Genomic DNA, 18649 nt, shown 5'->3' with positions numbered 1-18649 from the left:
AGGTTAACGTTTGTTAACCCGACGTCCCGCGTTAGCCTCCTCACGTGTTCAAGATCTTCCTCGCCCTGCACCTGCTCGCCGCCGTCTTCGCGATCGGCCCGCTGGTCCACGCCACCACGACCGCCTCGCGCGGCCTGCGCACCGGGGACGGAGCGGCCACCGCTGCCTCCGCACGGATCGCGACGCTGTACTCCTACGCCTCGGTCGGAGTGATCGTCTTCGGCTTCGGGCTGATGTCGATGGACAACCCGTACGGCCCGGGCAAGGTCGCGGACATGGGCGACCCGTTCATCTGGGGCTCGCTGGTGCTCTGGCTGGTCGCGCTCGGTCTGACCCTCGGCGTGATCGTGCCGACCCTGCAGCAGGCGACCGTGAACATCACCAACGGCGTGGGCGTCGACGGGCTGACCGCCCGGGTCGCCTCCTGCGGCGGGCTCGTCGGGCTGATCTTCGCCGCGATCATCTTCCTGATGGTCTACAAGCCGGGCAGCTGAGCTTGCGGCTGATCGCGGCGGTGGCCGCCGGGCTGCTGGTCCTCGCGGGCTGCGGCGGGTCGCCGGCGCACTCCCCCGGATCGGCGCCGTCGACGACCGCAGCTCGAAGCCTCGGCGAGGACGCGGTGCGCGAGGCACTGCTGACCCCGGAGGTCATCGGCACCGACTTCGTGGCGCGGTACTCGCCCTCGAACCCGGGGCTCAACGTGAACGACCGCGGTCCCGGGTGCCTCAAGCCCCTGGACGCGATCACCTGGGAGTCGGTTCCGGTGCGCGAGCAGCAGGTCGTGATCAGCGCCGGCTCGAACCACGACTACCCGATCATCAGGTCGTCGGTCGCGACCTTCGGCACCGAGCGCGAGGCAGCGGTAGCCGTCCCCGCCTTCCGGAAGGCGCTCGCGAGCTGCACCCGGGTCGACGCGGACGTCGACTCCCTCCGGTGGGTGCTCGAGGTGCGTCAGGACGACAAGCGCCTGGGCGGGGCGGTGGACGACGAGCTCAACGTCTCGGCCACCGGCTACCTCCGCTCCCGCGCCGCGAGGTTGACGATCAGCATGACCTCGAACGTGGTCCGGGTGGGCAACAACGTCACCCTGACCACCGTCGTCTCCGGCGACCGCTCCGTGGACGACAAGGCTGCAGCCGTGTGCACGGCCGCGGTCGAGCGCCTCAAGGCGGTGGTCGGCGGCAAGCCGGTTCCCGGCACCAGTCTCGGCTTCGAACGCTGGGACCCGGACGCTGCGCCCGGACAGGCGGCATGAGCCGGTAACTGAGACCCCGGCACGACCACTCCGAGCCGACCAATAGACTCCCGGAGGATTCGAGAAGACACCAGGAGTGAGCGTGCCCGTGACCGGTTTGCAGAAGGTTCTGATCGCCAACCGTGGTGAGATCGCAGTGCGCGTCATCCGCGCCTGCAAGGACGCCGGCATCGGCAGCGTGGCGGTGTACGCCGAGCCCGATCGCGACGCGCAGTTCGTCCGGCTGGCCGACGAGGCCTACTCGCTGGGCGGCGCCACCCCGGCCGAGACCTACCTCGACATCGCCAAGATCATCGACGTCGCGAAGACCTCCGGCGCCGACTCCGTGCACCCGGGCTACGGCTTCCTCGCCGAGAACGCCGACTTCGCGCAGGCCGTCCTCGACGCCGGCCTGATCTGGATCGGCCCCTCCCCCGCCGCGATCGAGGGCCTCGGCGACAAGGCCAAGGCCAAGCAGATCGCCCTGGCCGCCGGCGCGCCGCTGGCCCCGGGCCTGAAGGACGCGGTCAAGGACGCCGACGAGATCGTCGCGTTCGCGAAGGAGCACGGCCTCCCGGTCGCCATCAAGGCGGTCTTCGGCGGCGGCGGTCGCGGCCTCAAGGTCGCCCGCACGCTCGAGGAGATCCCCGAGCTCTACGAATCGGCGACCCGTGAGGCGATCAGCGCCTTCGGTCGCGGTGAGTGCCTGGTCGAGAAGTTCCTGGACAAGCCGCGCCACGTCGAGACCCAGTGCCTGGCCGACGCGCACGGCAACGTCGTGGTGGTCTCCACCCGCGACTGCTCGCTCCAGCGCCGCCACCAGAAGCTCGTCGAGGAGGCCCCGGCGCCGTTCCTGACCGACGAGCAGAACCAGCGCCTCTACGAGTCCTCGAAGGCGATCCTGCGCGAGGCCAAGTACGTCGGCGCAGGCACCTGCGAGTTCCTGGTCGCCGCTGACGGCACCATCTCCTTCCTCGAGGTCAACACCCGCCTCCAGGTCGAGCACTGCGTCTCGGAAGAGGTCACCGGGATCGACCTGGTCCGCGAGATGTTCCGCATCGCCGCGGGCGAGGAGCTCGGGTACGGCGACCCGGAGATCCGCGGCCACTCGATCGAGTACCGGATCAACGCCGAGGACGGCGGCAACAACTTCATGCCCGCCCCCGGCACGCTGACCAAGTGGAACCCGCCGCAGGGCCCGGGCGTCCGCGTCGACGGTGGCTACGCCGTGGGCGAGACCGTCCCCGGCGCCTTCGACTCCCTGATCGCGAAGCTCATCGTCACCGGTCGCGACCGCACGCAGGCGATCGAGCGCTCCCGGCGCGCGATCTCCGAGTTCGAGGTCGACGGCATGCCCACCGCCCTGACCTTCGATGAGGTCATCGTCAACGACCCCGCCTGGGTCGGTGCGTCCAACCCTTCCGGCGAGGGCTCGTTCGACGTCTACACGACCTGGATCGAGACCGACTTCAACAACACCATCACGCCGTACGGCGGCGCGGCCGGCGAGGCTGAAGAGGCCGGCGAGCGGCAGAAGGTCACCGTCGAGGTCGGCGGTCGCCGTCTCGAGGTCGTCCTGCCCGCTGGTCTCGGTGGCATCGGCTCGGCTGCTCCCGCGGCGGCCAAGAAGCCGAAGCGCGCGGCGGGCAAGAAGGCCGGCGCTGCGGCATCCGGCGACTCGGTGACCAGCCCGATGCAGGGCACCATCGTCAAGGTCGCCGTCGAGGAGGGCGCTGAGGTCGCCGAGGGCGACGTGGTCGTGGTCCTGGAGGCGATGAAGATGGAGCAGCCGCTGAAGGCGCACAAGGCCGGCACCATCACCGGCCTGACCGCCGAGGTCGGCGCCACCGTCGGCAACGGCGAGGTCCTCTGCGAGATCAAGTCCGCCGAGTAGCGCCTACGCGCTGAGTCCCAGCGCCAGCATCCCGGCCACCAGGTCGATCAGGTGGTCCTCGTCCAGCTCCGGCGGTCGCTCCAGCGCGATCCGCAGGCAGCTGTTCAGCGTGATGCCCATCGCCAGGTAGATCCGGGCGTCGAGCTCGGCGGCCGACAGGTGCGGCGCCTGCTGAGCGGCGTACATCCGGGTGAACTGCGCCAGCGTCCGCTCGATCTCGGGCAGCACGTTGGCCTGGGTGCCCATCGGCATCTCGTTGACCAGGGCCCGCGCCACAGCCTCGTGCCGCTGCAGCGAGCCGACCAGGGCGGCCACCAGTCCGCGGACGCCGACCATCGGCGGCTGACCGGAGGCGCGGACGATCGCGTCGGTGAGCTCGCGCATGATCTCGTCGGTCGCCCGGGCCCGGAGCTCGTCGAAGATCTCCTCCTTGTCGCCGAAGTACCGGTAGAGCGACCCCACGCTCACCTCGGCCTCGTCGGCGATCCGGTTGGTGCTCATCTGGGCGTATCCGGAGCTGCTCAGAACGCGAGTCGCGGCCTCGAGGATCTGCTCGACCATCGCCCGCGACCGCTCCTGGACGGGCGCTCTGCGGCGGGAGGTCGCCATCACGACACTCCGGGAAAACGCGAGTAGAACCTGAGCATTTACTCATCTTATCGTAGGAGCATGACCGCAGAGGCCACCGACGTCCGCTCCGTCCCCACGCGCTACGGCGCGGCCCGCGACTGGTCCGAGCGCTTCGCCAAGCCGATGTTCGCGCTCGCGGGTCCCCACGCGCGGATGCGCGGCGAGGAGCTGGAGGACCTGGTCGGCGGGCTGCTGAGCCGCGACCAGCTCGCCGACGACCTGGTTCGGGCCGTCCGCGAGGAGCACGCGCTGACGATGCCGCAGGTCCGCGCGGCGATGGCCGGCGGCCTCGACGCGGTCCCCGACCCCCACCCTGCTCTGGTCGCGTTCTTCGACCGCGTCGAGCACCGCCCGGACTGGGTCGACGACGCACTCCTCGAGCAGGGAGCTGCGGCGGCCCGTCGGATCGGGAAGGACGGCTTCGACATCCTCGCCTTCGGGTCACTGCTCGGTGGCTACCGCTCCGGCGGTGCCCTCCAGCCGCTGGTCCGCACCGGCCGCTTCGACGACACCCTGAACCGGGTCGGCGAGACCGGCCAGTGGTGGCTGGCCTGCACCGCCCCGGGAGGCATGGCGCGCGACGGCGAGGGATGGCGCCTCTCGGTGCACGTGCGGGTGATGCACGCCTTCGTGAACTACCAGCTCGAGCGCGACCCGTCCTGGGAGTGGGAGTTCCGCGGCGTCCCGATCAACGACCACGACCGCGCCGGCACCATCGGCTCCTTCAGCACCAGCTACCTGCTCCAGGCCCGTGCCCTCGGCATCCGGATCCCGCGCGAGGACGCCGCGGCGATCATGCACCTCTGGTCCTACGTCGGCTGGCTGATGGGCGTCCCGGAGCGGTGGCTGCCCCACACCGAGCGCCAGGGCCGGCGGGTGCTGGCCAACGTGATCGCCGGCTTCTCGGCCCCCGAGCCCGCCTCGGTCCAGCTCGGGTCCGGGCTGATCACCATGCACGACAACGCCCCTGGCATCAGCCCGCTGCGCCGCTGGTACGAGCGGGAGCGGTCGTTGAGCATGGCGACCTACCTCAACCTCGGCATCGGGATGAAGGACGTCGGCCAGCCGGCACGCCCGCCCTGGTACCCGGCGTACCGGGTGGCCTCCAACGTCTTCTGGTCGCACCTGGTCGGACGCCTCCCCGGCGGGAAGCGGATCCTGGACCGGCGCGCCGAGCGGGCCCTGGTCCGGATGGAACGACTCCAGTACGCCGGGAGCCGACCCCCGATCGCCGAGGTCCCCGCGTGACCGGGTACTTCCCGGAGACCTCGATCGCCGTCCGGGCCCTCCGGCAACGGGCGGTCGGCCTCACCTGGGGCCAGCGGGCCCTGGTCGTCGGCGCGACCCACCCGGTGCTCTTCGTCGGCACGGCCCAGCACACCACCCACCGGGAGACCCCGTGGACCCGGCTGGCGCTGACGGCCCGGTTGTTCGAGGCGGTGTTCCTCGGCAGCAAGGAGGAGGCCGACAAGGCGCTGCTGTTCACCGCACGTAAGCACGCGTCGGTGGTCGGGACCACCCAGGTCGATGGCGGCGTGCACGCCCCGCTGGGCACCCCGTACGACGCCGGGCGGGGCGACCTGATGTGGATGACGGCCGCGTTCGCCCTCGACTCCGTCGAGGTGATGCACGACCTGCTGGTCCGACGTCTCAGCACCGGCGAGCGCGAGGCGCTGCTGGCCGACTTCGTCGACTGGGCGTGCCTGTTCGGGATGCCCCGCGACGCCGCGCCGACGACGTACGCCGAGTTCCGGGCCCGGATGGACGCCCGCCTGGTCAACGGGGAGGTGTTCCTGACCGAGGAGGCCCGGCTGGTCGGCTCCTACCTCGCCGGAACCGCGGGCTACCCGCTGCCCGGGCCGGCGATGATCGGCTCACCGGCGCTGGCCACCGTGGTCGTCGGCAGCCTGCCGGTACCGGTGCGCGACCTGTTCGGGCTCCGTTGGACCCCGGCCCAGGAGCTGGCGTTCCGGACGATCGCCCGCGGCAGCAGGATCGCCCACGCTGCGCCGGGGCTGCCGCGGACCGCCCTGCTGTCCGGCCCTTCGAAGGACTTCTACCGCGCGGTCGCGGCGACCGAGCGGCACCACCTCCGGCACGGACGGGTCAGCATGCCCGGGGTCTCGGACGTGCCGGCCCCGTACGCCGCTACTGCAGGCCCGGGTGCTGCTTCGCGAGGATCGGGATCAGCAGACGCTTCGGGGTGATCTTGGCGAAGGCCGCGCCGGCCTTGTTGCCGACGCCGGGGATGACGACCAGCTTGCCGCTCGCCAGACCGTCGACCGCCTCCTTGGCGACCCGGTCGGCCGAGATCCACATGAAGGCCGGGAGTGCGTCGTCGGCCTGCTCCTTGGTGAAGCCGGCGGCCTCGCCGAAGCCGGTGTCGACCGGCCCCGGGCACAGCACCGTGACGGCGACACCGCTGCCCTTGAGCTCGCCGGACAGGCTCTGGCTGTAGGAGAGCACGAACGCCTTGCCCGCGCCGTACCCGGCCTGACCGGGCAGCGGCTGGAACGCCGCGGTGGAGGCGACGTTGAGCACCGCGCCGGTGCCGCGCTCGACCATGCCCGGCAGGAACCGGCTGCACAGGTCCACGACACTGACCACGTCGACCTCGACCATGTTCATCTCGGCCTCGGGGTCGCTCTTCGACACCGGGCCCAGCGTCGACAGACCGGCGTTGTTGACCAGGATGTCCGGGGTCAGGCCGAGCGCGGTGATCCGGTCGAGCAGACCTGCGCGGGCGGCGCGGTCGGAGAGGTCCGCGGCGAGCACGTGCGCGCCGGCCCCGAGCTCGTCGGCGAGCGCCTTCAGCTTCGACTCGGTGCGGGCGACCAGGACGACCTGGTGGCCACGGCGGACCAGGTCGCGCGCGATCTCGGCGCCGATGCCCGAGGAGGCGCCGGTGACGACGGCGGTGCGGTCAGGTGCAGGGGTGGGAAGGGCCATGGACGAACCGTAGAGCCCCGGGGGTCAGGGGGCTAGTTGGAACCAGGTCGAGCGGAGCCCGATCGCGAACCGCAGGTCCGAGCCGCCGACGACGATGCTGGCCTTCGTGCCGATCAGCCGGATGTCCAGCACGCGGCCGCCCCACTCGCCGTGCCCGTCCCGATCGACGACCTGGAGGTACTTCAGGGTCCCGATGTCGGTGCCCTTGTCCGAGGCGAGGGCCTCGAGCTTGGTCTGCAGGGTCGACTGCGAGGGCGCGTAGGTCCAGTTCGCGTACGGGTTGCTCCCGTACTGCTCGTAGGTGTCCTGCGCAGCGACCAGGTACGGCTTGGTGTCGCCGGCGACGGTCCAGCCGCCGTTCGAGGAGGAGAACTGCGTGTACGCCGGGCCGCCGTTGTCCGGCGCTCCGGCGTAGGTCAGGATCTTGCCGGCGGTTCCGACGACGGCCTGGTTGGTCCGGCTCGTCTCCGCGGCGAGGCCGCCGTAGACCTGGTAGTTCGTGGTGTCGTCGACGTTCCAGGTGTCGCTCGGCCCCGAGCTCGTCGCCTTCGAGTAGGCACCGAACGTCCGCGCGGCGATCGCCTGCGACTTCAGCGCCTCCATCGGCCAGGTCGGCGGCATCTCGGCGGCCACGACACCCTTGACGTAGCTGTCGAAGCTGGTGCGGTTGATGGTGTGGCCGTTGCGGCGCTGGATCGCGCCCCGGTAGCTCTTGTTGCCCCCGGGCATCTTCACCGTGATCGTGTACGCCGACGTCCGGAACTCCCCGTAGCCCGAGAGCGAGTGGCCACCAGGGAGGTAGCTGTGCCAGCCGTTCTTCGAGTAGCTCAGCTTGAAGCCCGAGCTCGCACCGCTGCCGGTCAACCGCCACGAGGTCGCGCCGATCGTGGTCGGCAGCTTGTAGGTCTTGCCGGTCGCGGAGTCGGTGATCGAGAGGCCGGCCTTGGGCAGCACGATCGTGTCGCTGTCGATGTCACCCTTCAGCCAGATCCGGATGTCCCCGCTCGCGTTCGAGAGCGTGGTCCCCGGGTAGTAGAAGTTCAGGATCGACGAGGCCTTCCACGCCTTGATGGCCCGACCGCGTGCGCCGTACTGGGACATGCCGCGTCCGTGGCCGAACCCGTGCCCCGTGAACGTCGTGGTCCCGTAGACCGAGACCTTGGGCTCGTCCGCGTGGGCGGGCGCCGCACCGAGGAACGTGGTGCTGACGAGAAGGGTGAGAACCAGAGTGAACCGAGAACGCATGCAGCCAGGGTAGGCGACCGCTCAACGCGGGTGGTGCAAACGCCGAGCCGCCTCCGCGACCGACCCGCTGTTGGACGGGTAGACGGTGAACGCGTTGGCCACCTGGTCGGCGGTCAGCGACTCAGCCACCGCGAGCGAGACCGGGTGGATCAGCTCGCTGGCCCGCGGTCCCACGACCACGCCGCCGACGACGATCCCGGTGCCCGGGCGGCAGAACAGCTTCACGAAGCCGTCGCGGACGCCCTGCATCTTCGCCCGCGGGTTGCCCGCGAGCTGCAGGGTCACCGACTCCGCGACGATCTCCCCGGCGTCGACGGCCTGCTGGGACCAGCCGACGGTTGCGATCTCGGGCGCGGTGAAGACGTTCGAGGAGACCTTCTTCAGGTCCAGCGGCGCGACCGCGTCGCCGAGGAAGTGCCACATCGCGATCCGGCCCTGCATGGCGGCGACCGAGGCCAGCATCAGCACGCCGGTGCAGTCGCCCGCGGCGTACACACCCCGGGCACTGGTGCGCGAGACCCGGTCGACCACGATGAAGCCGCCGTCGTCGGTCTTGACCCCGGCCGACTCCAGGCCCAGGCCCGCAGTGTTCGGCACCGAGCCGAGCGCGAGCAGGCAGTGCGACCCGGTGACCGAGCGGCCGTCGGTGAGCGCGACCGTGACGGTGTCGCCGTCGCGGGTGACCGACTCCATCCGGGACTTGCCCATCACGTTCATGCCGCGACGGGTGAGCACCTGCTCGAGCACCTCAGCGGCGTCGGCGTCCTCGCCGGGCAGCACCCGGTCCCGCGAGGAGACCAGGACGACCTCGATGCCGAGCGCGAGGTAGGCGCTGGCGAACTCGGCGCCGGTGACACCGGAGCCGACCACGATCAGCTTCTCGGGCATCTCGGTGAGGTTGTAGACCTGCTCCCAGGTCAGGATCCGCTCGCCGTCGGGCTCCGCGGTCGGCAGTGTTCGCGGGGCCGCACCGGTGGCCACCAGGACGGCGTCGGCGTCGATCTCCTCGATCACGCCCTCCTCGCCGGTGACGACCACGCGCTCGGGACCGTCGAGCCGGCCGCGACCCACGACGACGCGGACGCCCTCGCGCTCCAGCCGGTTCCCGATGTCCTCGGACTGCTCGGCGGCCAGGGCCAGAACCCGGGCGTTGACGCGAGCGAGGTCGACCTCGACCTGCGCTGCGGCCGAGGACGGGTCGGCGAGGCCGATGCCGAGCTCGGGAGCCGTGGCCATGTCGGTCATCAGCTCGGCGGTGGCGATCAGCGTCTTGCTGGGCACGCAGTCGGTCAGCACGGCGGAGCCACCGAGTCCGTCGGAGTCGACGACCACGACCTCGGCACCCAGTTGGGCCGCCACCAGGGCGGACTCGTAGCCGCCGGGACCGCCTCCGATGATCACCACTCGCGTCACGGACGCCATTGTGTCGCACGTCCGCGGACCTGCCGACTCCCCTACCCTTGACCCGTGACCCTGTACGCCGCCTACGGGACCAATCTGGATCCCGCGCGCATGAGCGAGCGGTGCCCGCACTCCCCGCTGCACGGGACCGGGTGGCTCCAGGGCTGGCGGCTGACCTTCGGCGGCGAGGACCACGGCTGGGACGGCGCCCTGGGCACGATCGTGCAGGACCCCTTCGAGCAGGTCTTCGTCGCGGTCTACGACGTCACCGACGAGGACATGGCCAACCTCGACGGCTGGGAGTCCGCGGACACCGGGCTCTACCGCAAGACCAAGGTCCGGGTCTCGACCCTGACCGAGGAGGTCGTGGCCTGGGTCTACGTGCTGGACGCCTTCGAAGGCGGGCTCCCCTCGGCGACGTACCTGGGCACGCTGGCCGACTCGGCCGAGGCCGCGGACGCCCCTGACGACTACGTCGCAGCGCTGCGACGCCGTCCGTGCCGGAGCACCTTCGGCGGTTAGAGTCCTGCGGTGACTTCCTACACCGAGCAGGCTGCCCAGGCCGCCGCCGTCCTGGCCGAGAAGACCGGCGTGGCCTCCCACGACATCGCCCTGGTCATGGGCTCCGGCTGGCTGCCGGCCGTGGACGCCCTGGGCGAGGCCGTCGCCGAGATCTCCACCACCGACCTGCCCGGCTTCGCCCCGCCCGCGGTCGCCGGTCACGCCGGCAAGATCCGCTCGGTGCGCAGCGGCGAGAAGAACCTGCTCGTGTTCCTCGGCCGCACCCACTACTACGAGGGCCTCGGCGTCCGAGCCGTCGTGCACGGCGTGCGCACCGCTGCCGCCGCCGGGTGCGGGGTGGTCGTGCTGACCAACGGCTGCGGCGGCCTGAAGCCGACCTGGACGCCGGGCACTCCGGTGCTGATCCGCGACCACATCAACCTGACCGCGACCTCACCGATCGAGGGTGCCAACTTCGTCGACCTGACCGACCTCTACAGCCCGCGGCTGCGGGCGCTGTGCCAGGAGGTCGAGCCGGGGCTCGACGAAGGCGTCTACGTCCAGTTCCCCGGCCCGCACTACGAGACCCCGGCCGAGATCGGCATGGTCCGTGCGATCGGCGGCGAGCTGGCCGGGATGAGCACGACGTTAGAGGCGATCGCCGCCCGCGAGGCCGGCATGGAGGTGCTCGGCATCTCGCTCGTCACCAACCTCGCGGCCGGGATGACCGGCGAGCCGCTGAACCACGCCGAGGTGCTGGAGGCAGGAAACGCAGCGGCCACCCGGATGGGCGAGCTGCTCTCCGCGATCGTGCCGCGTATCTAGTGGTGGTGTTCTCGGGCAGGCTCACGCTGGTCGCGCTGCTCGCGATCCCGGTTCTCACCGCCTGCGGTTCGAAAGCCGATCCTGCGGTGTCGCAGGGCGACCCGGTCGACGCCACCCCGCGCGCGCTCGCTGCGGTGCTGATCGACCACGTGCACGGCTCGGAGCCCCGGCGCGAGACCGGATCCTGGTCTGACTACGACGACCCGCTGAGCATCGGTGCCCAGGTCGACTACGGCGTCGACCCCGAAGGCAGCGAGTCGGGCCCGACCAGGACCGTGCGGATCGAGGTCGGCAAGATCGCGTCCTACGCGAAGGACGAGCGCGCGTTCCTGACCTGCCGTGACACCGACGAACGGTGCGAGCAGCACGAGGTCGACGGCGTCCCGCTGGTGTTCCGGTGGGATCGCGGCGCGGAGGAGGAAGAACCCGGAACCTACTCCTGGACCGTGGTCCGCGAGGACGAGGTCGTGCGCGTCGCCTACGAGGGCAGCGGGCTGTTCTCCGCCGACCCGCGCACCGTGGACCTGACGATCGACCCCGACGACCTGCGGGCCGCAGCGCTGGACCCGGCGATGAGCCTGCGCACGACGACCGGAGCGATCGCGGCCGGCGCTGTCCTGAAGGACTACTCCGGGCCGGAGCATTCCCCGGCGAAGCCCGTCGTGAGAGCCAGCACACCGGCCGAGCTGGCCGAGCAGTTCGAGGACCTGGCCCAGCTCAAGGCAACCTCGGTGAAGCCGTCCACCCGGACGGAGTTCGGACCGGACGCCGTGGGTGCCCATCTGTCCTACCCGGGAACCGATGCCTACGAGCCCTTCACCGTGGATGTCCTGACGACGGTCGGCACGGTGCCTCAGCTCGACCCGCCGCCGTGCGCGGTGCAGAGCCAGGCCACGGCCCGCCACGGCTGCTTCGGCCTGGACGAGCACACCTACGTGACCTGGACGCTTGCCGAGGGCGACCGTCCCGGCGTGCTGTGGATCATCAGCTCCCAGGAGAACGAGGACTTCAATCGGGTCGAGTCCAGCGGGATCCGCTTCCAGTCGACCGGCCTGACGCAGAACTTCTACACCGATGCGACGTGGACGGCACGGTTCCCGCTGCAGGTGTGGAGCAACGTGCTGTACCTGACGTTCCGGCCCGAGATCCGGATCGGTCAGGGCGCGGGCTAAGCGCTCTTGCGGTCGACGGCCTCGCCCACGAGGTCGCGGAAGTACCGGTGCTCGGCGCGCAGCTGCTCGAAGGCCGGGACGCTCAGGTGCAGCACGGTGGCCTCGGTCGCGGTGACCACGGTCGCCGAGCGCAGCCGGTTCCGGACGATGCCCAGCTCGCCGAGGATCTCGCCGCTGCGACAGCGACCCAGGTCCTCGCCGTCACGGCGGACGTCGACCTCGCCGTGCAGCAGCACGTAGGCCTTCTCCGGAGCGGTCTTCTCGGTCAGCAGCGCCCAGCGCGGGCGCACCGGGACGACGTGTCCCAGGTCGACCATCGCGGCCAGGAGGCTCTCCGGAGCCTGGGTGAGGCTAGGCACCGAGGCCAGCAGCCTCATCTCGGCGCGAACGTCACCGCGGGGTGCGGGGCCGTGGCTGGTCATGTAGCGGTGTCGGTAGCTCATCGGGGCTGTCCTGTCGGGAGGGGAACGTGGGACGCCCATCCAGAGCGCACGTCCCTGCCCCTGATACATCGCCGCCTTGACTTAGAGTGGGCTCGAAGGATCAGACTGGGCGGGTGACCACTGTGCAGACCCCGGGGACCACGTCCCTGAGCATCGCCGAGGCGGCCGAGCACACCGGGCTGACCGCGCACACGCTGCGCTACTACGAGCGCGACGGCCTGCTGCTGGAGTCCGTCGAACGCTCGACCTCCGGGCACCGCCGCTACACCGAACGCGACCTCACGTGGATCCAGCTGATCACCCGGTTGCGCTCGACCGGCATGCCGATCCGCGACGTCCGCCGGTACGCCGCGCTGGTGCGGGCCGGCGACGGCAACGAGGCCGAGAGGCTCGCACTGCTCAAGGCGCACCGCGAGCGGGTCGAGGTCCAGCTCGCCGAGGTGACCGGACACCTGCGCGCCATCGACGTGAAGATCGGCATCTACGAGGGCAAGCTGGAGAACATCGGCTGAACGGCCTTGACTTGGAGTGCGCTCTAAGGAGTTGGCTGAAGGCATGACTCTCTCCACACGCACTCTCGGGACCACCAGTCCCCTCACCGTCTCGACCCTGGGCCTCGGCTGCATGGGCATGTCGGAGTTCTACGGAGCCACCGACGAGGCGACGGGCATCGAGACCATCCACCGGGCACTCGACCTCGGGGTGTCGTTCCTCGACACCGCCGACATGTACGGGCCCTTCACCAACGAGATGCTCGTCGGCAAGGCCATCGCCGGCCGCCGCGACGAGGTCCAGCTGGCGACCAAGTTCGGCAACGAGCGGCTGCCCGACGGCACCCGGGTCGGCATCAACGGCAAGCCGGAGTACGTCCGGGCTGCGTGCGACGCATCGCTGCAGCGCCTCGGCGTCGACCACATCGACCTCTACTACCAGCACCGTGTCGACCAGAGCGTGCCGATCGAGGAGACCGTCGGTGCGATGGCCGAGCTGGTCGAAGCGGGCAAGGTGAAGCACCTCGGACTCTCCGAGGCCTCGGCCGAGACGATCCGCCGGGCGCACGCGGTGCACCCGATCACGGCGCTGCAGACCGAGTACTCGCTGTTCACACGCGACATCGAGGACGAGATCCTCGGCGTGATCCGCGAGCTCGGCATCGGCCTGGTGCCCTACTCCCCGCTCGGTCGCGGGATGCTCACCGGCAAGCAGGAGTGGACCACCCTGGAGCAGGGCGACGGCCGCGCCTCGGCGTACTTCCCGCGCTTCCAGGGCGACGCCCTCGAGGCGAACCTGCGCCTGGTCGACGAGATCGGCAAGGTCGCCGCGGACAAGGGCTGCACGCCGGGCCAGCTGGCGCTGGCGTGGGTGCTCGCCCAGGGTGACGACGTGGCGCCGATCCCCGGCACCAAGCGCGTCAAGTACCTGGAGGAGAACGTCGCCGCAGCCGACGTCGAGCTGACCGAGGCGGACCTGACCCGGCTCACCGAGGTCGTGCCGCGCGACGCCGTCCAGGGCGACCGGTACGGCGACATGAGCTCGATCGACCGCTGATCGGCCTCTGACGGCTCCCGGCGTACTGGCGGGTAACATGGTCGCCATGACCCGCCAGTACGTCGCCCACGAGATCGCCGACGGCATCGCGCACGTCCGCCTCACCCGTGCGGACAAACTCAACGCGCTCACCCTGCAGACGCTGGACGAGCTGATCGCGACCGCGAACGAGCTGCGCCGCGACCGCACCCTGCGCGCCGTGGTGATCAGCGGCGAGGGCTCCTCGTTCTGCGCCGGCCTCGACTTCGCCTCTGCGCTGAAGTCGCCCGCCGGCATCGTGAAGGCCTTCGTCCCGCTCCCCTGGCGCGGCACCAACGCGTTCCAGGAGGCCTGCTGGGCCTGGCGTCGCCTGCCGGTCCCGGTGATCGCCGCCGTCGACGGCCACTGCTACGGCGGTGGCGTGCAGCTCGCGCTGGCCGCCGACTTCCGGATCGCGACCCCGGACTCGGAGTGGTCCGTCCTCGAAGCACGTTGGGGTCTGATCCCGGACATGACCGGCGTGCGGTCGCTGGCCGAGCTGGTCGGCATCGACACCGCGAAGCGGCTCACCATGACCGCGCAGATGCTGTCCGGCAAGGAGGCCGCCGACCTCGGCCTGGTGACCGAGCTCGCCGCCGACCCGGTCGCTGCTGCGTTCGACCTGGCCGCCGAGATCAGCAAGCGCTCGCCGGACTCGGTGGCAGCGACCAAGCGACTGTTCAACCAGACCTGGACGTCCTCGCCGCGGGCGACCTTCGCCCGCGAGCGGGCCGAGCAGCTCCTGCTGCTCTCGCTCAAGAACACCGCGGCCGCCCGCAACGCCGCCTTCAAGAAGGTCGCTCCGGTCTTCGGCGGCCGCTTCCTGCGCTGATGCCGGCTGCCGCCATCGTCGGAGCGCTCCGGGACCTCGCGGACCCGGAGCTCGCCGGGCCGATGGCGGCGTACATGAAGGTGGCCGAGAACGGCGGCCTGCCGTTCCTGGGCATCCGCCGCCCGGTCGTACGGCGCACCACCCGCGGCCTCGCCCGGGGCTCCTCGCCCGCCGAGCTGCTCGACGCCGTCGAAGCGCTCTGGGACGGCGCCGACCACCGCGAGGAGCGCTACGCGGCCCAGGACCTGCTCGGCCTGGCCTGGACCCGCGGCCGCCTGGACCTGCTGGGGCTGCACGAGCACCACATCGTCACCGGCGCCTGGTGGGACCACGTGGACGAGACCGCCCACCGGATCTCCGATCTGGTCACCACCCACCCGGCCGAGCTCGCCCCGGTCCTGGTCCGCTGGAGCACCGCCGAGGACCGGTGGCTGCGCCGCTCCGCGATCATCAGCCAGCTCGGCCGCAAGGACGCGATCGACCTCGACCTGCTGGCCACGTTGATCGAGCCGAACCTGGCCGACCGGGAGTTCTTCATCCGCAAGGCGATCGGCTGGGCGCTGCGCGAGGTCGCCCGCTGGAACCCGGACTGGGTCCTCGCCTACGCCGACGGTCACGATCTCAGTCCGCTGTCCCGGCGCGAGGCGTTGAAGCACGTCCTGTAGAAAAGCCCTATGGCAACCATTGCGTTCGGTGACTCCACCGCTAACACTGTCGGCGACCTCCCCGCAGAGGGCTCGAAGGCTCCGTCCTTCACCCTGGTCGGCGCCGACCTCGCGGAGCTCAGCTCCGCCGACCTGACCGGCAAGACGGTCCTCAACATCTTCCCGAGCATCGGCACCGGCGTCTGCCAGGCCAGCGTCCGGAAGTTCAACGAGCTGGCCGCCGGCCTGGAGGGCACCACCGTCCTCAACGTCTCGATGGACCTCCCGTTCGCGCTGGCCGGCTTCTGCGGCGCCGAGGGCATCGAGAACGTCACCGTGGCCTCGGGCTTCCGGTCGACGTTCGGCCAGGACTACGGCATCACCCTGACCGACAGCAAGTTCCAGGGCCTCTACGGCCGCGCGGTCGTCGTCGTCGATGCCGACGGCACCGTGATCCACAGCCAGCTGGTCCCGGCCGTCGGCCAGGAGCCGGACTACGACGCGGCCATCGCGTCGCTCAGCTGACCCGTCCGAACTTCCTCGCCAGACCTTCCTCCGCGCCGGCCATCATCCGGTGGTGGTTCCAGCGGAGCAGGGGCTTGAGGACGTAGGACGCCAGGACGAACGAACGGTCCTCGGCGCGCACCCGCTGCTCGAAGTCGAGCCGGGTGCCGCCGGGGGCCGTTCGCACGTCCACCGGCGACAAGGTCCACTGCGCGTAGCCGCGGATCGGTCCGTCGATCGCGACCCGCAGCAACCACGGTTCGCGGCTCTCCGCGTGCAGGTGCAGCTCCAGGTCGTAGGGCAGCACCGAGCGGCACACCACCAGAGCGTCGTCCGGCCCGAGGCTGGCGACAGCACGGACCTGGGGCCACCACGACCCGAAGTACTCCAGGTCGACGAGCACGGCGTGCACGTCCTCGGGTGGGGCAGCCAGCACCATCGAGTGCTCGAAGTCGAAGTCCGCGACGCCCACACGAGGAGGCTAGTGTCGCGGGCATGACGGATGCACTGATCGAGGCAGCCCGGGCGTGGGCGGCCGAGGACCCCGATCCCGCCACCAAGTCCGAGCTCGAGGCCCTGATCGAGGCCGGCGACACCGAGGAGCTCGCCGACCGGTTCCGGGGGACGCTCGAGTTCGGCACCGCGGGTCTGCGCGGCGCGCTCGGCGCCGGCCCGAACCGGATGAACCGCGTCGTCGTGCTCCGCGCCGCGGCCGGCTTGGCGGCCTACCTGCGGGCCGAGGGCGCCGGCCCGGACGCCTCCGTCGTCATCGGGTACGACGCCCGCCACAACTCCGACGTGTTCGCGCGCGACACCGCCGAGGTGATGACCGGGGCCGGGTTCGCGGCCTACGTGCTCCCCCGGCCGCTGCCGACTCCGCTGCTCGCCTTCGCGATCCGCGATCTGGGCTGCGTGGCCGGCGTGATGGTGACCGCCAGCCACAACCCTCCGCAGGACAACGGCTACAAGGTCTACCTCGGCGACGGGAGCCAGATCGTCCCGCCGGCCGACGAGCAGATCGCCGCTCAGATCGCCGCGGTCGGCGCGCTCGCCGACATTCCCCGCGGCACGTCCGGGACGGTGCTCGGCGACGACGTGCTGGACCGCTACCGCAGCACCGTGGCGAGCCTGGTCGGTCCCGGCCCGCGGGACCTGAAGATCGTCTACACGCCGCTGCACGGCGTCGGCGGCCACACCGTCGCCCAGGTGCTGAGCGAGGCCGGCTTCGCGCACCCGCACCTGGTCGCGCGTCAGGCCCAGCCCGACCCCGAGTTCCCGACGGTGGCGTTCCCGAACCCCGAGGAGCCGGGCGCGATGGACCTCGCGATGGAGCTCGCGGCGCAGGTCGGCGCGGACATCGTGGTGGCGAACGACCCGGACGCAGACCGGTGCGCGGTCGCGATCCCCGGTCCGCACGGGTGGCAGATGCTGCGCGGCGACGAGGTCGGCGCGCTCCTCGCCCAGCACCTGATCAACCGGGGCAAGCACGGTGTCTACGCGCAGTCGATCGTCTCCTCCAGCCTGCTGGGCGCGATGGCCGCGGCGGCCGGCGAGCCTCATCAGGAGACGCTGACCGGCTTCAAGTGGATCGGCCGGATCCCCGGCCTGGCCTTCGGCTACGAGGAGGCGCTCGGCTACTGCGTCGACCCCGACCACGTGAAGGACAAGGACGGGGTCTCGGCCCTGCTGCTGGTCTGCGAGCTGGCCGCCGAGGCCAAGGCCGCTGGACGAGGCGTGCGGGACCTGCTCGACGACATCGCCCGGCAGCACGGCCTGCACGCCACCGACCAGCTCAGCGTCCGGTTCTCCGACCTCGCCCAGATCCCCGCGACGATGCAGCGCCTGCGCGAACAGCCGCCGACCAGCCTCGGCGGGCTCGACGTCCTGAAGGTCGACGACCTGGCCGAGGGCTCGGCCGAGCTGCCCCCGACCGACGGCCTGCGGTTCACGCTGGCCGACCGGGCGCGGGTGATCGTGCGCCCGTCCGGGACCGAGCCGAAGGTGAAGTGCTACCTGGAGGTCGTGATCCCGGTCGAGGCCGACACCGAGGACGGCGTCGACGCTGCCCGCATCGCCGCCGTGGGTCGCCTCGACGCGATCAGGGCCGGGGTCCAGCAGGCAGCCGGCCTCTAGACGACGTAGGTGACGGCGAACCCGATCGCGACCGCCGCGAACAGCACCAGCTCGGGCCAGGCCCAGCTGCGGCGTACCGGGTCCGTCGGCTGACCTGCATCCCGGGCGCGCTCGGCAGCAGCCAGGACCTGCTCGGTGACGAGGTCGGCGATCGCCTCGGGGCTGTTCGCGCTGGGGTGCTTGCGCTCGCGGCGCGGCGGGTCACCGAGTGCCCGTCCGGCGTCCGCGAACCCGTCGCCTCGCTTGATCACCTGACCACGCACCATGTTCCGGACCCGGCGGCCGACCCCGATCCCGTCGTACGGGGTGTCACCGAGGTGCACGCGGGTGATCGCCTTGACCCCGACCCGGGTGATCGCGGCCAGCGGCAGCTCCCAGGTGGAGACGGCGTTGCGCAGCAGCAGGGTGTTCGGCTCGCGCACGATCACCCGCGGCCGCAGCACGAAGCACCAGACCAGCAGCGCGACCACGCCCAGCACCAGGGCGAACCTGAGGGTCGCGTGCGTGGGACCACCGGTCAGCAGCGCGGCGATCGAGCCCAGGCAGAGCACCAGGCCGACCCAGCCGGTGAAGGCACCGGTCGTCGGCCCGTACTTCTGCTCGGTGATCGTGACTGCCACGGGCACAGCCTAGGCAGTCGTGCGATTAGCCGTCCTCCGGGCGGGCTCCTAGACTG

21 protein-coding genes are annotated in these 18649 nt (G+C 71.1%); 14 read left to right on the top strand and 7 right to left on the bottom strand.

Annotation, left to right across the window (positions count from 1 at the left end; all coding sequences use genetic code 11):
* The first annotated feature begins 44 nt into the window (after window positions 1-44).
* The 3 genes from EFL95_RS05800 (at window position 45) to EFL95_RS05790 (ending at window position 3128) form a co-directional block, all read left to right on the top strand.
* A complete protein-coding gene (locus EFL95_RS05800; RefSeq protein ID WP_123233101.1) occupies window positions 45-494 on the top strand; it encodes a hypothetical protein in 450 nt (149 codons plus the stop codon).
* A gap of 2 nt (window positions 495-496) precedes the next feature.
* Window positions 497-1255, top strand: coding sequence for a hypothetical protein (locus EFL95_RS05795; protein WP_123233100.1), 759 nt, complete (start codon window positions 497-499; stop codon window positions 1253-1255).
* 88 nt (window positions 1256-1343) lie between these two features.
* Window positions 1344-3128 (top strand): acetyl/propionyl/methylcrotonyl-CoA carboxylase subunit alpha, encoded by a 1785-nt coding sequence (locus EFL95_RS05790; RefSeq protein WP_425463955.1) that lies wholly within the window; start codon window positions 1344-1346, stop codon window positions 3126-3128.
* Between the two features lie 3 nt (window positions 3129-3131).
* Here EFL95_RS05790 and EFL95_RS05785 read toward each other — a convergent pair whose 3' ends face one another.
* Entirely contained in the window at window positions 3132-3737 is a 606-nt protein-coding gene (locus EFL95_RS05785; protein WP_123233099.1) for a TetR/AcrR family transcriptional regulator, read from the bottom strand.
* Window positions 3738-3797: 60 nt separating this feature from the next.
* On the opposite strand from EFL95_RS05785, the gene EFL95_RS05780 reads away from it, so the two are divergent.
* Both EFL95_RS05780 and EFL95_RS05775 read left to right on the top strand, forming a co-directional pair.
* Window positions 3798-5006, top strand: a complete 1209-nt coding sequence (locus EFL95_RS05780) for an oxygenase MpaB family protein (protein ID WP_123233098.1) — start codon at window positions 3798-3800, stop codon at window positions 5004-5006.
* On the top strand, window positions 5003-5965 hold the full coding sequence (locus tag EFL95_RS05775; protein ID WP_123233097.1) for an oxygenase MpaB family protein: 963 nt from the start codon (window positions 5003-5005) through the stop codon (window positions 5963-5965). The genes EFL95_RS05780 and EFL95_RS05775 overlap by 4 nt, the downstream gene beginning before the upstream one ends.
* On the opposite strand, the gene EFL95_RS05770 is transcribed toward EFL95_RS05775, so the two are convergent.
* Genes EFL95_RS05770 through EFL95_RS05760 form a run of 3 tightly spaced genes read right to left on the bottom strand, consistent with a single transcriptional unit; the run spans window position 5907 to window position 9374 of the window.
* Window positions 5907-6707, bottom strand: a complete 801-nt coding sequence (locus EFL95_RS05770) for an SDR family NAD(P)-dependent oxidoreductase (protein WP_123233096.1) — start codon at window positions 6705-6707, stop codon at window positions 5907-5909. The genes EFL95_RS05775 and EFL95_RS05770 overlap by 59 nt on opposite strands.
* Window positions 6708-6731: 24 nt before the next feature.
* Window positions 6732-7952, bottom strand: coding sequence for a SpoIID/LytB domain-containing protein (locus tag EFL95_RS05765; RefSeq protein WP_123233095.1), 1221 nt, complete (start codon window positions 7950-7952; stop codon window positions 6732-6734).
* Between the two features lie 21 nt (window positions 7953-7973).
* Window positions 7974-9374 (bottom strand): NAD(P)H-quinone dehydrogenase, encoded by a 1401-nt coding sequence (locus tag EFL95_RS05760; RefSeq protein WP_123233094.1) that lies wholly within the window; start codon window positions 9372-9374, stop codon window positions 7974-7976.
* 45 nt (window positions 9375-9419) lie between these two features.
* On the opposite strand from EFL95_RS05760, the gene EFL95_RS05755 reads away from it, so the two are divergent.
* The 3 genes from EFL95_RS05755 to EFL95_RS05745 are packed head-to-tail and all read left to right on the top strand — an operon-like array spanning window position 9420 to window position 11851.
* Entirely contained in the window at window positions 9420-9875 is a 456-nt protein-coding gene (locus tag EFL95_RS05755; RefSeq protein WP_123233093.1) for a gamma-glutamylcyclotransferase family protein, read from the top strand.
* Between the two features lie 9 nt (window positions 9876-9884).
* Window positions 9885-10679: a purine-nucleoside phosphorylase gene (locus EFL95_RS05750; RefSeq protein ID WP_123233092.1), complete on the top strand. Its 795-nt coding sequence runs from the start codon at window positions 9885-9887 to the stop codon at window positions 10677-10679.
* Between the two features lie 5 nt (window positions 10680-10684).
* Window positions 10685-11851, top strand: coding sequence for a hypothetical protein (locus EFL95_RS05745; RefSeq protein WP_148044986.1), 1167 nt, complete (start codon window positions 10685-10687; stop codon window positions 11849-11851).
* On the opposite strand, the gene EFL95_RS05740 is transcribed toward EFL95_RS05745, so the two are convergent.
* Entirely contained in the window at window positions 11848-12294 is a 447-nt protein-coding gene (locus tag EFL95_RS05740) for a cyclic nucleotide-binding domain-containing protein (protein WP_183407055.1), read from the bottom strand. The two genes, EFL95_RS05745 and EFL95_RS05740, sit on opposite strands and share 4 nt — an antisense overlap.
* Before the next feature lie 113 nt (window positions 12295-12407).
* On the opposite strand from EFL95_RS05740, the gene EFL95_RS05735 reads away from it, so the two are divergent.
* From EFL95_RS05735 to tpx, 5 genes are read left to right on the top strand one after another with little or no spacing between them, the layout of a single operon-like run.
* Window positions 12408-12806, top strand: a complete 399-nt coding sequence (locus EFL95_RS05735; RefSeq protein WP_246004822.1) for a MerR family transcriptional regulator — start codon at window positions 12408-12410, stop codon at window positions 12804-12806.
* A 43-nt stretch (window positions 12807-12849) separates the two neighbouring features.
* Window positions 12850-13842: an aldo/keto reductase gene (locus EFL95_RS05730; protein ID WP_123233088.1), complete on the top strand. Its 993-nt coding sequence runs from the start codon at window positions 12850-12852 to the stop codon at window positions 13840-13842.
* 46 nt (window positions 13843-13888) lie between these two features.
* Window positions 13889-14692 carry a crotonase/enoyl-CoA hydratase family protein gene (locus tag EFL95_RS05725; RefSeq protein ID WP_123234816.1) on the top strand — a complete coding sequence of 268 codons (804 nt, stop codon included), beginning with the start codon at window positions 13889-13891 and terminating at the stop codon, window positions 14690-14692.
* Entirely contained in the window at window positions 14692-15357 is a 666-nt protein-coding gene (locus EFL95_RS05720; protein ID WP_123233087.1) for a DNA alkylation repair protein, read from the top strand. The genes EFL95_RS05725 and EFL95_RS05720 overlap by 1 nt, the downstream gene beginning before the upstream one ends.
* 9 nt (window positions 15358-15366) lie before the next feature.
* On the top strand, window positions 15367-15861 hold the full coding sequence (gene tpx / locus EFL95_RS05715; RefSeq protein ID WP_123233086.1) for a thiol peroxidase: 495 nt from the start codon (window positions 15367-15369) through the stop codon (window positions 15859-15861).
* Here the strand turns inward: tpx and EFL95_RS05710 are convergent.
* Complete coding sequence (locus EFL95_RS05710; protein WP_246004821.1) at window positions 15854-16312, bottom strand: SRPBCC family protein; 459 nt, start codon at window positions 16310-16312, stop codon at window positions 15854-15856. The genes tpx and EFL95_RS05710 overlap by 8 nt on opposite strands.
* Before the next feature lie 23 nt (window positions 16313-16335).
* Here EFL95_RS05710 and EFL95_RS05705 point away from each other — a divergent pair, with 23 nt between their 5' ends.
* Entirely contained in the window at window positions 16336-17973 is a 1638-nt protein-coding gene (locus EFL95_RS05705; protein WP_123233085.1) for a phospho-sugar mutase, read from the top strand.
* Here the strand turns inward: EFL95_RS05705 and EFL95_RS05700 are convergent.
* Window positions 17970-18593: a hypothetical protein gene (locus tag EFL95_RS05700; protein WP_123233084.1), complete on the bottom strand. Its 624-nt coding sequence runs from the start codon at window positions 18591-18593 to the stop codon at window positions 17970-17972. The two genes, EFL95_RS05705 and EFL95_RS05700, sit on opposite strands and share 4 nt — an antisense overlap.
* Window positions 18594-18649: the final 56 nt, after the last annotated feature.

This window comes from Nocardioides marmorisolisilvae (assembly GCF_003725775.1).
Classification (GTDB): Bacteria; Actinomycetota; Actinomycetes; order Propionibacteriales; family Nocardioidaceae; genus Marmoricola; species Marmoricola marmorisolisilvae.
This window is presented reverse-complemented; position numbering and strand designations above follow the sequence as displayed.